This window comes from Stenotrophomonas sp. 93052_Sma, assembly GCF_056481145.1.
The window spans coordinates 2,198,137-2,211,857 of record NZ_CM151134.1; the positions used below are offsets into that span (position 1 = coordinate 2,198,137).

The 13,721-nt window shown below is 67.6% G+C and carries 12 protein-coding genes and 3 pseudogenes; all 15 read right to left on the reverse strand.

The window, feature by feature from the left end:
* Positions 1-12 precede the first annotated feature (12 nt).
* The 15 genes and pseudogenes from ACZK2V_RS10295 to fliE all read right to left on the reverse strand — a co-directional run bounded on the left by ACZK2V_RS10295 (position 13) and on the right by fliE (position 13,390).
* Positions 13-2,145 (reverse strand): putative bifunctional diguanylate cyclase/phosphodiesterase, encoded by a 2,133-nt coding sequence (locus tag ACZK2V_RS10295; protein ID WP_486323236.1) that lies wholly within the window; start codon positions 2,143-2,145, stop codon positions 13-15.
* Positions 2,146-2,309: 164 nt separating this feature from the next.
* Positions 2,310-3,101 (reverse strand): flagellar biosynthetic protein FliR, encoded by a 792-nt coding sequence (gene fliR / locus ACZK2V_RS10300; protein WP_012510964.1) that lies wholly within the window; start codon positions 3,099-3,101, stop codon positions 2,310-2,312.
* A 13-nt stretch (positions 3,102-3,114) separates the two neighbouring features.
* A complete protein-coding gene (locus ACZK2V_RS10305; RefSeq protein WP_012510965.1) occupies positions 3,115-3,384 on the reverse strand; it encodes a flagellar biosynthetic protein FliQ in 270 nt (89 codons plus the stop codon).
* Between the two features lie 82 nt (positions 3,385-3,466).
* Positions 3,467-4,246, reverse strand: coding sequence for a flagellar type III secretion system pore protein FliP (gene fliP / locus ACZK2V_RS10310; RefSeq protein WP_071229206.1), 780 nt, complete (start codon positions 4,244-4,246; stop codon positions 3,467-3,469).
* 1 nt (position 4,247) lies between these two features.
* Positions 4,248-4,667: a flagellar biosynthetic protein FliO gene (gene fliO / locus ACZK2V_RS10315; RefSeq protein ID WP_032129212.1), complete on the reverse strand. Its 420-nt coding sequence runs from the start codon at positions 4,665-4,667 to the stop codon at positions 4,248-4,250.
* Entirely contained in the window at positions 4,664-4,999 is a 336-nt protein-coding gene (gene fliN / locus ACZK2V_RS10320; RefSeq protein ID WP_012510967.1) for a flagellar motor switch protein FliN, read from the reverse strand. Before fliN ends, fliO begins: the two co-directional genes overlap by 4 nt.
* Positions 4,996-6,000, reverse strand: a complete 1,005-nt coding sequence (gene fliM, locus ACZK2V_RS10325) for a flagellar motor switch protein FliM (RefSeq protein ID WP_032129211.1) — start codon at positions 5,998-6,000, stop codon at positions 4,996-4,998. Before fliM ends, fliN begins: the two co-directional genes overlap by 4 nt.
* Positions 6,001-6,010: 10 nt before the next feature.
* Positions 6,011-6,526, reverse strand: coding sequence for a flagellar basal body-associated FliL family protein (locus tag ACZK2V_RS10330; RefSeq protein WP_049421892.1), 516 nt, complete (start codon positions 6,524-6,526; stop codon positions 6,011-6,013).
* A 223-nt stretch (positions 6,527-6,749) separates the two neighbouring features.
* Positions 6,750-7,884 (reverse strand): annotated as a pseudogene (locus tag ACZK2V_RS10335) (flagellar hook-length control protein FliK).
* Positions 7,884-8,351: a flagellar export protein FliJ gene (gene fliJ / locus ACZK2V_RS10340; protein WP_005416437.1), complete on the reverse strand. Its 468-nt coding sequence runs from the start codon at positions 8,349-8,351 to the stop codon at positions 7,884-7,886. Before fliJ ends, ACZK2V_RS10335 begins: the two are co-directional and overlap by 1 nt.
* A 3-nt stretch (positions 8,352-8,354) precedes the next feature.
* Positions 8,355-9,738 (reverse strand): annotated as a pseudogene (locus ACZK2V_RS10345) (FliI/YscN family ATPase).
* Positions 9,735-10,376 carry a FliH/SctL family protein gene (locus tag ACZK2V_RS10350; protein ID WP_486323237.1) on the reverse strand — a complete coding sequence of 214 codons (642 nt, stop codon included), beginning with the start codon at positions 10,374-10,376 and terminating at the stop codon, positions 9,735-9,737. The pseudogene ACZK2V_RS10345 and the gene ACZK2V_RS10350 overlap by 4 nt, the downstream one beginning before the upstream one ends.
* Positions 10,373-11,359 carry a flagellar motor switch protein FliG gene (gene fliG / locus ACZK2V_RS10355; protein WP_024958226.1) on the reverse strand — a complete coding sequence of 329 codons (987 nt, stop codon included), beginning with the start codon at positions 11,357-11,359 and terminating at the stop codon, positions 10,373-10,375. Before fliG ends, ACZK2V_RS10350 begins: the two co-directional genes overlap by 4 nt.
* Positions 11,360-11,366: 7 nt before the next feature.
* Positions 11,367-13,012 (reverse strand): annotated as a pseudogene (fliF, locus tag ACZK2V_RS10360) (flagellar basal-body MS-ring/collar protein FliF).
* Between the two features lie 12 nt (positions 13,013-13,024).
* The gene (gene fliE / locus ACZK2V_RS10365) at positions 13,025-13,390 is read right to left on the reverse strand and encodes a flagellar hook-basal body complex protein FliE (RefSeq protein ID WP_005409552.1); all 366 of its coding nucleotides are present in this window, start codon (positions 13,388-13,390) and stop codon (positions 13,025-13,027) included.
* Positions 13,391-13,721 lie beyond the last annotated feature (331 nt).

A 13,721-nucleotide genomic window follows, 5' to 3' on the forward strand; every position in this document is an offset into this window, starting at 1 on the left:
CGTGTGGGTTCATTAACCCCCACCTTCGGGTGCTTTGAAGCCATTGGCCAGTTCCACCCGAGGCCGGGGCAGGTCATGCAGCTGCATGAAGCGCGCCGCATCGACCGGGCGGCCGAGCAGGTAGCCCTGCAGGTAATCGCAGCCCAGCCGCTCCAGGTAGGCGCGCTGCGCGGCGGTTTCCACGCCTTCGGCCACGATGTCCATGTCCAGCGCGTGGCCCAGCGCCACGATCGCCGAGACGATCACCACGTCCTCGGCGCTGTGCTCCAGATCGCGCACGAAGGCGTGGTCGATCTTGATTTCGGTGGCCGGCAGCCGCTTCAGGTACAGCAGGCTGGAATAGCCGGTGCCGAAGTCATCGATGGAGATGCCCACGCCCAGTGCCGAGAGCGCCTGCAGCAGGCGCAGGCTGGTATCGGTATCGCGCATCACCGTGCTTTCGGTGATCTCCAGCACCAGGTGGCGTGGGGCAATGTCGTAGCGTTCGATCACTTCACGCACATCCTGCAGCAGGTGCGGCGAACTGAACTGCACCGGCGACAGGTTCACCGACATCGACCAGCCCTCGTGGCCGGCATCGTGCCAGCGGCGCAGCTGCTGGCAGGCCTGGTCCAGCGCCCAGCGCCCGATCTCATTGATCGCACCGCTGCGTTCGGCCAGCCGGATGAAGCGGTCCGGCGGGATCAGGCCATGCTCCGGATGGCGCCAGCGGATCAGCGCTTCGGCACCGGCCACCTTCTGCGTGGCTACCTGGATCTTCGGCTGGTAGTGCAGGAACAGCTGCTCGCTGCCGATGGCCCGGCGCAGGTCGGCCAGCAGCCGGAACTGTTGTTCGGCGCTGTCATTCATCCAGTCGGCGAACAGCACGAAGGCGTTGCGTCCGGATTCCTTGGCCTGGTACATCGCAGCATCGGCAAAGGCCATCAGCTGCCGCTCGCTGGCAGCGTGGTCCGGACAGATCGCCACGCCGATGCTGGCGGTGACCTGCAGTTCGTTGTCGGCCAGCAACGGCCCGCTGCCGACCGCCTGCAGGATGCGCCGGGCCAGCGTCGGCAGGTCCTCGTCGTGCTCGATGCGCACCACCAGCACGAATTCGTCACCGCCCAGACGGGCCAGCATGTCGTTGGGCCGAAGCAGCTGGCGCGTGCGTTCGGCCACCGCAACCAACAGTGCATCGCCGGCCTGGTGGCCGTAGGCATCGTTGACCTGCTTGAAGCCATCCAGGTCCATGAACATCACCGCGAAGCGGCTGCCGCCCTGTTCGGCCTCGGCCAGCGCCTGCACGATGCGACGCTGCAGCAGCAGGCGGTTGGGCAGGCGGGTAAGCGGGTCGTGCAGTGCGGCCTGGGTCAGTTCCTGCTGTGCGTCGGTCAGTGAGGTACTCAACAGGGAATTGCGCAGGCGCAGCAGCTGCGCCTCCACCCGCTGATCCAGCCAGGAGACCACCAGCACCACGGCCAGGATCGCCACGGTGAGCATCACCACCAGCATGGCCAGCCATTCGCTCTGCAGCCCATCGCCCACGGCTGCGCCGCAGATGCTGCCTTCCGGAAAGCGTGCGGCGGCCATGCCGGTGTAGTGCATGCCGACGATGGCCAGCCCGAGCAGGCCGGCAGCCGCGAGCCGGTCGCCGACACGGGTGCGCTGCCCGCGCAGGCGGAACGCCACGTACAGCGCCGTCCACGAGGCGGCCACCGCCACCATCAGCGAAAAAAGCAGCCAGCCCGGGTCGTAGTCGATGCCCGGCTGCATGCGCATTGCGGCCATGCCAACGTAATGCATGCCGGCAATGCCGGTGCCCATCAGCAGCGCGCCACCGGCCAACCGCGGGTGGGGCAGGGTACGCAGCGAAACCAGCCATAGCGCGAACACCGATGAGGCGATCGCCAATGCGAGGGAAAGCAGGGTGATCGGCAGGTCGTAGCCGAGCGGAATGGGCAGGTCGAAGGCGAGCATGCCGATGAAGTGCATCGACCAGATGCCCAGGCCCATGGCGAAGCCACCACCAAGGCGCCACCACCACGCCGCGCCCTTGCCGGGTGCAGTGACCGTGCGCCCGGCCATCGCCAGCGCGGTGTACGAAGCCATCACGGCCACCAGCAGCGAGATCGCCACCAGCCACGGGTTGTACGTGCCTACCAGCATTCGTCAGTCTCCCGGACCTGCCTGTCGACGGAAACCACGGTGGGGCATGCATGAGGCAGGCCGACGCATGGCGCCGGCCACGTGCGGCATCCCCCCGGTTGCCGCGTATTCACTCTAACGCGCAGACCCGGGGGAAGGGCAAGCAGTAAAACGTGATGATCCGGTCAGTGTGTGACCGTGTCCGCAGCCTGGAAGGCGGCATCGAACAGGCGCTGTACCGGCGGACCCATTTCCCCGGCCAGCAGCGCCAGCAGGAACAGGCCCAGCAGCAGCGACACTGGCAGGCCGAGCTGGATCGGGTTCAGCGCCGGCGCCGCACGGGCCAGGACGCCGAACGCCAGGTTCACCGCCAGCATTGCCACAGTCAGCGGGATCGCCAGGGTCAATGCGCCGCGCAGTACGGTCAGCAGGAAGGTTGGGGCGATGCTGAAGAAGGCGTGCGGGTCCGGCAGCGGGGCGCCGATCGGCAGCGCCCGGTAGCTGTCCACCACCAGCGAGATCAGCGCCAGGTGCCCGTTGGCGGTGAAGAACAGCAGGCCGAACAGCAGATAGAACCACTGCCCGATCACGCCGGAGGTGCCGCCACGCAGTGGGTCACTCATCTGCGCGAAGGCCAGGCCGGTGCCCTGGGCGATCAGTTCGCCGGCCATCGCGCCGGCCTCGAACACCAGCCGAAGCAGGAAGCCGATGGATACGCCGATGGCCAGTTCACGGGCGATGGTAAGGACCGTGGCGGCATCGAAACCGGTCCAGTCCGGTACCGGCGGCAGCAGCGGCGCCAGTGCGATGGCCAGGGTGCCAGCCAGCACCACGCGCACCCGCGCGGGAACGGCACGGGTACCGACCATCGGCATGGCCATGGCCACTGCGCCGATGCGCAGCATGGTCCACAGCACGGTGCCGATCATGCCGAAGGCCTGCAGGCCGTCGGCAGCCATCTGGGTGGCGGCGTCCATCGAAGCGCGTGTCCTAGCCGATCAGGTGTGGAATGCGCTGGAACAGCAGCGTGGTGAACTCCACCAGGTGGCCGATCAGCAGGCTGCCCAGCGCGAACAGCACCGCGGTCAGCGCCGCCGCCTTGGCGACGAAGGCGATGGTCGGCTCATTGAGCTGGGTCGCGGCCTGCACCACGCCCACCACCACACCGACCACCAGCACGGTGAGCAGCAGCGGGCCGGCCACCCACAACACGGTGATCAGGCCGCCACGCAGTTCGGTCAGGGCAAGTTCGGGAGTCATTCGGGTTCCATCTGCTCATGTAGCGTCGAGCCATGCTCGACTGTGCTTCTGTAGAGTCGAGCCATGCTCGACTGCCTCTCGATCACGCCGGATTGAAGCTCGCCGCCAAGGTACCGACGGTCAGCACCCAGCCATCCACCAGCACGAACAGCAGGATCTTGAACGGTGCCGACACCAGCATCGGCGACAGCATCATCATGCCCATCGACATCAGCACGCTGGCCACCACCAGGTCGATGATCACGAACGGGATGAAGATCAGGAAGCCGATTTCGAAGGCGGTCTTCAGCTCGCTGGTGACGAACGAGGCGACCAGAACCGGGAACGGGATCGCATCGGGGCTGGCGTAGGTGCCATGCCCGGCGATGCCGGCAAAGGTCATCAGGTCGGTCTCGCGGATCTGCGCCAGCATGAAGCCGCGCAGCGGCGTGGTGGTCAGCGTCCAGGCGGTCTGGAAGTCGATCTCGCCGTTGAGGTAGGGCGCCATGCCGGTGCTCCAGGCCTTGTCCCAGGTCGGCAGCATGATCATTGCGGTGAGGAACAGGGCCAGGCCCAGCAGCACCTGGTTGGACGGCGTCTGCCCGGTGCCCAGTGCCTGGCGCAGCAGGCCCAGCACGATGATGATGCGGGTGAACGAGGTCAGCACCAGCAGCATGGACGGGATCAGGGTGATCGCGGTCATCAGCAGCAGGGTCTGCAGCGGCAGGCTGACCGGTGCACCGCCGATCTTGCCGACATTGATGTCCGGCAGCGGCGTGGTCGGGGCACCGGAGGCGGCGAAGGCCAGTGCCGGCAACAGGCACAGGGCGAGCATCAGCAGCCACGGCATCAGGGTGGCAAGACGAGTACGGGTGACACGCATGTCAGGGGTCCTTGCGCAGCCGCTGCTGCAGCAGCTGGGCGAAATTCGGCAGGTTCTTGAAGTCCGGCACGCGCACCGGCGCGGGCGGCGGCAGCGGTTCGGGCAGGGTGTGCAGGGTGTTGATGCCGCCGGCGGTGACGCCCAGCAGCAGCTGCTGGCCGTTGACCTCGACCACCACCACGCGCTCCTTGGCACCGACACTCAGGCTGGCCACCACCTTCATGCCGTCGGCCGGGCGGAAGCCGCTGCCGGGCAGGCGCTTGAGCAGCCAGCCGAGGCCGATGACCAGCGCCAGCACTGCCAGCAGCGCCAGCACCGCGCCGAACAGGCTCGGTGCGGCGGCTGCGTGCTGGCCGATCTGCGGGCCGACCGGAGCGGCGGTCTTGCCGACCGCCAGCAGGGTGGAGGCCAGCAGGCTCAACGCAGTCTCCGGATCCGCTCGCTCGGGCTGACCACGTCGGTCAGGCGAACGCCGAAGCGGTCGTTGATCACCACCACCTCGCCGTGGGCGATCAGGGTGCCGTTGACGAACACATCCAGCGATTCGCCAGCGCCGCGTTCCAGTTCCACCACCGAGCCCTGGTTGAGCTGCAGCAGGTTGCGGATCGGCAGGCGGGCACGACCGACTTCCAGCGACAGGGTCACCGGCACGTCGAGGATCACGTCCAGGTTGAGGTCGGCGCCGGCCCCTTCTTCGGCCTGCAGGGTGCCGAACTGGGCCGGGGTCGGTTCGAGGGCGTCGATATCGTTCATTGCGGGTCTTCCTGGATGACGGGTGCGCGCGGGCGGGTGCCCGGCGGATGGGTAGCGGTGATCTTCACGGCGTTCATGCCATTGGCGATGCCGAACTCGCCGGTGAATACCGGGATGTTCTCCACGCACAGCGGCACCTGCGGGCTGAGCTCGATCGGCAGGATGTCGCCGACCTTCAGCTGGGTCAGGTCACGCAGCGTCATGCGCTTGCTGGCCAGTACGCTGGACAGGGTCACCTCGGCGATGTTGAGCTGTTCGCGCAGGGTCTGGCCCCAGCTTTCGTCGCGATCATTGCGGTCGCTCTGGATGCCAGCGTCGAGCAGCTCGCGGATCGGTTCCAGCATCGAATACGGCAGGGTCACATGGATGTCGCCGCCACCGCCGTCGAGCTCGACGTGCAGCCGGCACACCACCACGTACTCGCGCGGCGTCACGATGTTGGCGAAGTGCGGGTTGATCTCCGAGTTGATGTATTCGAAGTCGACGTCCATCACCGGTGCCCAGGCCTCGCGCAGGTCGGCGAAGGTCTGCTTCAGCAGCAGGTGGATCACCCGCATTTCGGTGGCGGTGAACTCGCGGCCTTCGATGCGGGTGGGGTAGCGCCCGTCGCCGCCAAAGAAGTTGTCGACGATGGCGAACACCAGGGTCGGTTCGAACACGATCAGGCCGGTACCGCGCAGCGGCTTGAAGCGGATCAGGTTCAGGTTGGTCGGCACATACAGCGAGTGCATGTAGTCGTTGAACTTGATCAGCTCGATGCCGCGCACCGACAGTTCGGCCGAACGGCGGATCAGGTTGAACAGGCCGATCCGCCACAGGCGCGCGAAGCGCTCATGGACCATTTCCAGGGTCGGCATGCGACCGCGGATGATGCGGTCCTGGCTGGCGAAGTCGTACGAACGTGCTTCGCCTGACGGCGGTTCCGCATCGGTCTCGACCGCGCCACTGTCCACGCCGTGGAGCAGGGCATCGATCTCGTCCTGGGACAGCAGATCATTCATCGGTGGGCCCTTACTGGGTCACGAAGCTGGTGAACAGCAGATCGTCGGCGCCGTTGCTGCCGGTCTCGGCCTTGAGCACTTTCTGCACTTCGGCCAGCGAAGCGGCCTGCAGCTTCTGCTTTCCGGCGATGTCGGCGATCTGGTCGGGGCTGACCTGCGAGAACAGCATCAGCAGGCGTGCGCGAATGGCTGGCGCATGCGTCTTGATCGCTTCCAGTGCGGCGGGATCGCGGGTCATCAGCTGCACTTCCAGCTGCAGGTAGCGCGGGCCGTCGACCGGGCCGTTGAGATTGACCACGAAGGCCGGGTCCAGCGCGAAGTACTGCGCCGGTGCCGGAGTACTGGCCTTCTTCGGGGCCTGCGCGGTCTTCTCTTCGTGCTTGGACTGGGTGAAGAACCAGACGCCGCCACCGGCGGCAGCGGCGGCGAGCACGGCCACCAGTGCGGTGATTAGGATCGGACTGCGCGGCTTGGCGGCCTTGTCCTTCTCGGCGGTCTTCTTGGTTTTGTCAGCGGCTGCGGCCACGGGGTGAAGCTCCTGAGGGTTGCTTCACCGGGATATGCAAGGGGTGTGCCGGAGCCGGGGCAGAGGGGTGCGACGGAATTCCGTCGGGGTGCCGGTGGGGCCGTGCGGAGCACGCTCCGCACCCACCAACGCGATACTTGGAGCTGCTGCTCTATTGCCCCGGTGCCCTGGTGGGTGCCAACCGTCCCGCTCTGGTGGGTGCCAACCTTGGTTGGCACGCTTGTCAGGCGTATGCGTCCAGCAACCCGCGCTGGCGGATCAACTGCGCGGACGACACGCTGGCCTCGCCCGGCGACGGTTCTCCGTCACCCGCGATGCCGCCGCCACTGGCCTGGCCTGACGCATTGCCGTCACCACCGGGCGCCTGATGACCAACATCAGCATGAGCCAGCTGGAAGCCCTGCTCGCCGAGGAGTTCGCGCAGGCGCGGCAGGCTGCTTTCCAGTGCCTGGCGCACATCCACGTGTGGGCTGCTGAAGCTGGCATGCACCTTGTCGCCGTTCAACTGCAGGCGCACGTCGACCGGGCCCATGTCGTCCGGACTCAACCGGATGTGGGCGTGGCCGATCTTCTGGTCGGCCAGCCAGCCAAGGCGCGCCGACGGCCTGGTCGAAACCATCGTCACCGAGCACCGGCTTCGGAGTCGGCTCGCCATTGAAGATGGCGTTGCCGGTAGCGAGTGCGGCTTTCAGATCCTGCACAGCCGCGTTGCCCGGCGCATGCAGCAGCGGCGCTGCGGCACGGTCGCCGATGAGGGGTGCGTCGCTGCCTTCGCCACGCTCGTTGCGCTTGCCGGGCAGCACCAGTTCAGGCAACGGCAATGTGGCTGTCTGGTCGGTGCCGCTGCTGGTGGTGGACGATGTGGCAGCCGCCGCTGTGGATGGCAGGGCTGCGGCGGCCGGTAGTGCGGCGGGGGCGGGTAGTGCGTTGCCGTCTGCGTCGGTAGCCGTTGCAGCCATTGCTGGCAGAGCGGCGGCAGGATCGGCAGGCGCCGGTACCGCCAGCACCAGCCCAGCCAGGCCGAGTGGCGGCCACGGGGCTTCCTCGGTCGCGGCCGGGGTGTCCTTTTCGGCAACCGGCTTGGCCGGTGATGTGGGCACCGTGGCGGCGGTCTCTTCGGGGGCGGCAGCGCTGTCCGGCCTGCGCTCGGCGCCGGCCTGGCCAGTACTGTCCGATGCCGGTCCCTGCGTGGACGGCATGGGCGAGTTCGAGGGTTTCGAGGGTGCATCGGCAGCCGGCGAGCCACCCTGCAGCAGTTGGCTGAACCCCTTGTTGCCATCACCGCGTGGTGCGCGGGGGGCGCTGCTGCCGGAATGCTGTGGCTGCGCGTTGGCGCTGCTGGCCAATGGCGCGGGCATCACGAGCGGCCTCCCTGCTCGGCGCCGTCCTGATCTTCGGCCTGTACCAGGCGGGCGCGACGCGCGCCAATGTCGTCCATCTCGCGCTGGTCGCGGCGGTCCGTCACCACCTTTTCCTGTGCGCGGTAGCTGGCGGCCAGCTGTTCCAGCACAGCTTTGTCACGGCTGGCCAGGATCAGGCGGGCGCGCTCGGCTTCCACTTTTTCGCGGTTGCCGTTGACCGTGGCCTGCTGCTGCTCCACCGCACTGTCGAGACGGTCGAGGAAGGCGCGCCGGTTCAGCAGCTGCGCCGGGCTGGTCGCTGCCATCTGCGCGTTCGCATATTCCTCGGCATAGCGGCGCAGTTCGTCCAGTCGCGATAGATGGGTATCGAGCACGCGCTGGCGTTCGGCCAGATCGCGGGCGACTGCGTCCTCGTGTTCCTGGGCCCGCTTGAGCAGGGGATCGATGCGCTTGGACTGGTTCATGGCTTAACTCTCTTGTTCCACCAGGCGCTGCAGTGCCGCCTGGCTGTGCGGGAGATCTGCGGCCTTGGCGACGTCCTGGCCGAGGAACTCCATGATTTCCGGCCAGCGTTCCAGGGCTTCGTCGGTGGCCGCGTCGTTGCCGCGCTGGTAGGCACCGATGGCGATCAGGTCGCGGTTGGCCGAATAGGCCGAGACCAGCCGCTTCAGCTTGCGGATGCGCAGGCGCCACGGCTCGTCGGCGATTTCCGTGACCACGCGGCTGACCGACGATTCAACGTCGATGGCCGGGTACAGGCCACTGTCGGCCACGCGCCGCGACAGCAGGATGTGGCCGTCGAGGATCGCGCGCTGCATCGGCGATTGGATCCTGCGGATCGTCGCCTTCGGTCAGCACCGTGTAGAACGCAGTGATCGAGCCACGGCCCTTGGCACCATTGCCGGCACGCTCGACCAGCGCCGGCAGCTTGGCGAACACCGACGGCGGGTAGCCGCGGGTGGTGGGCGGTTCGCCCACCGACAGGCCGATCTCGCGCTGCGCCTGGGCGAAGCGGGTCAGCGAATCCATCAGCAGCAGCACGTTCAGGCCCTGGTCGCGGAACCACTCGGCGATGGCGGTGGCACGGTAGGCGCCGTGCAGGCGCGCCAGCGGCGGACGGTCGGCGGGGCTGGCGACCACCACGGCGCGGCGCAGGCCTTCTTCGCCCAGCGTGGTCTCGACGAAGTCGCGTACTTCGCGGCCACGTTCACCGATCAGGCCGACCACGATCACGTCGGCGGCGGTATAGCGGGTCATCATGCCCAGCAGCGTTGACTTGCCGACGCCGGAACCGGCGAACAGGCCGACACGCTGGCCGCGGCCGATCGGCAGCAGCGCGTTGATCGCGCGCACGCCCACGTCCAGCGGCTGGGTGATCGGTTCACGCGCCAGCGGATTGATCGACACGCCGGCCATGCCGACATGGCCCTCGGCGCGGATCGGGCCCTTGCCATCCAGCGGCACGCCGTCGCTGTCGATGACGCGGCCGAGCAGGCCTTCGCCCACTTCCACGCCGCCACGGCGCGCGGACGGCACCACCCGGGCATTGGGCAGAAGGCCGTGCAGTTCGGCGCTGGGCATCAGGTAGGTGCGCTCGCCGGCGAAGCCCACCACTTCGGCATCGACCCAGCCACCATCAACCACTTCCACCTTGCAGCTGGCGCCGAGCGGCGCCTCGCAGCCGACCGCTTCCAGGGTGAGCCCGACCGCGCGGCGCAGCACGCCCTCGCGGATCAGGCCGCGGCCATGGGCGGTATCCACACGCAGGCCATCGAGGCGACGGGCCAGGCGCAGGTTGCGGGCAATGGCCCAGTCGGCCGGTGGCGGCGTCGGCTGCTGATCGGGGTTCATGCACTGGCTCCGGTCTGGCGGATCACCGCGTCCAGCGCGCCGCGCAGGCGGGCTTCCAGGGTGCCGTCGATGCGCACGGCTTCGGCGTGCACGCGAAGATCGCCGCGGCTGAGGCTGGTGTCTGGCACCAGGCGCTGTTGTGGCGGCAGGCTCAACAGCGGGGCGAGGGCGGCGATGTCGTCCGGGTGCAGGCGCACTTCGACCTCGCGGGTGCTGCCACCCACCGCGTCGATGGCCTCACCGACCAGCTGTGCCAGCAGTGCCGGGTCGGCTTCATAGGCGCGGCCGACCAGCGCACCGGCGATGCGTACCGCCAGCTCGCCCAGTGCGCCGACCACTTCGTTCTCCAGCCGCACCAGCGGTCGGCTGAAGTTGTCGAGGATGCCTTCGATCTGCGCGGCGAGGCGACGCACCTCCGCCTGGCCCTGGCCGTAACCTTCGGCATGGCCGTGCTGGAAGCCTTCCTTCTCTGCGCTGTCCTGGATGGCCTGGATTTCCTCCAGGGTCGGCAGCTGCAGCGGCGGCTCCGGCTCGTGTTCCGGGTCCGGCTCGGTGAGTTCGAACGCATCCGCCTGATCCAGCACCGGTTCGGGCTGGGCCAGCAGGTCCGGGGCAAGCCAGCGCACGACGTTGCTCACAGCATGGCCTCCGCGCTGCCACCGATGGTGACGGTGCCTTCATCGGCCATGCGCTTGACGATGGCCAGGATCTCGCGCTGTGCGCCTTCCACGTCGGACAGACGCACCGGGCCGCGGGCTTCCATGTCTTCCAGCAGGATTTCGGCCGCGCGCTGCGACATGTTGCGGGTGATCTTGTCGCGCACCTTGATGTCGGCACCGCGCAGGGCCAGGCCCAGGCGCTCGCCGCTCACTTCGCGCAGCACCAGCTGCATCTCGCGGTCGTCGAGGTCGACCAGGTCGTCGAACACGAACATCAGGTCCTGGATGCGGTTGCTCAACGGCGCATCGATGCGGGCGATCTCGCCCAGGATCGCCTGGTCCTGGCCGCTGTCCATGAAGTTCAGGATGTTGGCCGCGCACTGCACGCCGCCGATGTTGGACGACTTCAGGTTCTGGTTGCCGGCGAACTGGCGCTCCATGATCTCGTTGAGTTCATTGAGTGCGTTCGGCGGAATGCCGTCGAGGGTGGCGATGCGCAGCAGCACGTCCACGCGGGTACGGTCGGGCAGCAGCTTCAGCGCGTCGGCGGCCTGGTCGGTTTCCAGGTGCGCCATCACGATGGCGATGATCTGCGGGTGCTCGTTGCGCACCAGGTCGGCCACAGCACGCGGGTCCATCCACTTCAGCGCGTCCAGGCCGGTGGTGTTGCGGCCGAGCAGGATGCGGTCGATCAGGTTGCCCGCCTTCTCGCTGCCCAGTGCCTGCACCAGCATGTTGCGGATGTAATCGTCCGAGCCCACGCCCAGCGAGGTCTTCGAGCCCAGCTCCTGGCCGAACTGGTCCATCACCCGTTCCACCTGTTCGCGGGTGATGTCGGTCATGGTGGCCATGGCGATGCCGATTTTCTGCACTTCCTTGGGTTCCATGTGACGCAGCACTTCGGCCGCATCCAGCTCACCCAGCGAAAGCAGCAGTACGGCGGCGCGCTGCACGCCAGTCAGTGCGGCCTCAGTCATTGGCCACCCAGCCCTTGACCACCTGGGCCACGCGCTTGGAGTCGGTCTTCACGGCTTCACGCGCCATCCGCAGTCGTTCCTCATATGAATCCACCGGCAGGGCCAATGCATCCGGCCCGCCCAGGCTGGCCCGGTCGGCGCCCAGCGCCGGCAGTGGCATGCCATCGTCATCGACCAGCTGCACGTCCGCGGTATGCGGCTCCAGTGCCTGTTCGTCGTTCTTCTTGTTCTGGCCGGTGATCGCGCGCAGTGCAGGGCGCAGCACACCGAACAGCAATGCCAGCACCACTACGGCACCCAGCAGCATGCGACCGGCGTCGTGCACCCACGGCAGCTCCCACCATGCCGGGCCTTCGACCGGCGTGGTGTCACGCACGAACGGGGCGTTCATCACCGACACGGTGTCGCCACGCTCGGCGTTGAAGCCGACGGCTTGCTTGACCAGCGCCTCGACGCGGGTCAGTTCGGCGGCCGACAGCGGCTGCGGGCTCATCTTGCCGTTGGCACCGGCGCGCGGGACGTTGTCCACCAGCACCGCCACCGAGACGCGCTTGATGCGGCCGGCCGGCTGACGGGTGTGCTGCAGGGTGCGGTCCAGCTCGTAGTTGCGGGTCGCGTTCTTGCTGCTTTCGGTCGGGGCCTGCGCAGTGGCCGGTGCGGCCTGCTGGCCCGGCGGGCTGTTGCTGGTCGCGCCCGGCACGCCCTGCGGGCCCGGGGTGCTGGTGGTGTTCTCGCTCATCTGCTCGCTGCGCAGCTTCTGCGGTTCACCGTTGTAGAGCTCGCGGGCTTCCTCGGTTACCGAGAAGTCCATGTCCACGCTCACTTCCGGATTGACGCGGCCAGGACCGGTCATCGGCTCCAGCAGCTCGCGGATGCGCTGGTTGAACGAGGTTTCCTGGCGGCGGACCTGCTCGAACTGGGCCGCATTGACTGCCGCTTCGCTGTTCGGGTCGGTGATGCTGAGCATGCGCCCGCTCTGGTCGACCACCGTCACCCGTTCCGGAGCGAGGTCCGGAATGCTGGCCGCGACCATGTGCACGATGGCGTCGACCTGGCTGCGTTCCAGCTGCTGGCCGCCACGCAGTTCCAGGGTGACCGAGGCGCTGGCCACGTCACGCTGCCGGGTGAAGGCGCTGGGCTTGGGAATGGCCAGGTGCACGCGCGAATCGCGCACCGGGCGCAGCGTGTTGATGGTGCGCGACAGCTCGGTTTCCAACGCATGCTGGTAGCGGCGCTTTCCACGAACTGGCTGACGCCGAAGCCCGGGTCGCGTTCCATCAGCTCGAAGCCGAGCTTGCCGCTGTCGGTCAGGCCGGAGCCGGCCAGCTTCAGGCGGGCGTCGTGCAGGTTCTTTTCCGGCACGGTGATGCCACCGGTGGCCGGGTCGAGCGCGAACGGGATCTGCGCGGCGCGCAGCAGGTCGGTCGCTTCAGCGGTGGCCTTCTGGTCCAGGCCGGTATACAGCGGGACCATGCCGGGCTTCTGCGACCAGAAGAACACGAACAGCCCGGCCGCTACGGCCACGGCGATCATCGCCATCAGTCCGAGCCGACGGGTGATCTGCAGGCTTTGCAGCCGATCGAACCACTGGCCCGCCTTTTCGGCGTTCAGGGATTCCTTGGAGAGCGACAGGGCCATGCGGTTCTATCCTTACAGCGGCATGTTCATCACGTCCTGGTAGGCCTGGACGAGACGGTTGCGGACTTCCACGGTGGCGCGGAAGGCGATCTGGGACTGCTGCGAGGCGACCATGACCTTGGCGAGGTCGGCGCTGGGGTCGCCCATTTCGAAGGCTTTTGCCAGGGCGCCGGATTTCTGTTGCGCGTCGTTGACGCCGGCAATCGCACCACGCAGGGTTTCGGTGAAGCTGGCCGGCTGGGCCTGCGGTGCATCCAGCACCGTGCCCGGCAGGGCGTTGCTGCGCGGCGTTTCGCCCAGCGGGTTGAGCGCCGGCTGTCCCATCTGGGTCTGATAGGAGCGGATCTGCGAAAGGATCGACGTGACGGAGTGGGACATCTGCAACGGTTCCAGAAACAGGGGATGGGGTTGTCTGCTGGAGCAGGTGCAAGTGCCGTGCCGAAACCGGTTTTCGATTCAGTGAAGTGAGGAGGTTGGATGTGCGTGCGGGGTTGCACCCCGCTGCCCGCGGTAGTGCCGGCCGCTGGCCGGCAACCTCAGCGGCAACGGCCGAAGCAACAGCAAAAGCGGGGCTACTGATGGTTGGCGGGGTGGGTCCGGTTACGGGGGGCGCTGCAAGTACGTCCATGTAAGCTCGGTCGCCGCATCCATGCGGCTCACGCCCCCGCAACCGGACCCACCCCGCCTTCGACAGTTTCCCGCGATCTGT

What these genes read in the sequence shown, in the direction of transcription:
- fliJ (WP_005416437.1), bottom strand. Translation starts at nt 8,351, where the DNA reads ATGAACCAGTCCAAGCGCATCGATCCCCTGCTCAAGCGGGCCCAGGAA.
- ACZK2V_RS10305 (WP_012510965.1), bottom strand. Translation starts at nt 3,384, where the DNA reads ATGACTCCCGAACTTGCCCTGACCGAACTGCGTGGCGGCCTGATCACC.
- ACZK2V_RS10295 (WP_486323236.1), bottom strand. Translation starts at nt 2,145, where the DNA reads ATGCTGGTAGGCACGTACAACCCGTGGCTGGTGGCGATCTCGCTGCTG.
- fliN (WP_012510967.1), bottom strand. Translation starts at nt 4,999, where the DNA reads ATGAACGATATCGACGCCCTCGAACCGACCCCGGCCCAGTTCGGCACC.
- fliE (WP_005409552.1), bottom strand. Translation starts at nt 13,390, where the DNA reads ATGTCCCACTCCGTCACGTCGATCCTTTCGCAGATCCGCTCCTATCAG.
- fliR (WP_012510964.1), bottom strand. Translation starts at nt 3,101, where the DNA reads ATGGACGCCGCCACCCAGATGGCTGCCGACGGCCTGCAGGCCTTCGGC.
- fliM (WP_032129211.1), bottom strand. Translation starts at nt 6,000, where the DNA reads ATGAATGATCTGCTGTCCCAGGACGAGATCGATGCCCTGCTCCACGGC.
- fliP (WP_071229206.1), bottom strand. Translation starts at nt 4,246, where the DNA reads ATGCGTGTCACCCGTACTCGTCTTGCCACCCTGATGCCGTGGCTGCTG.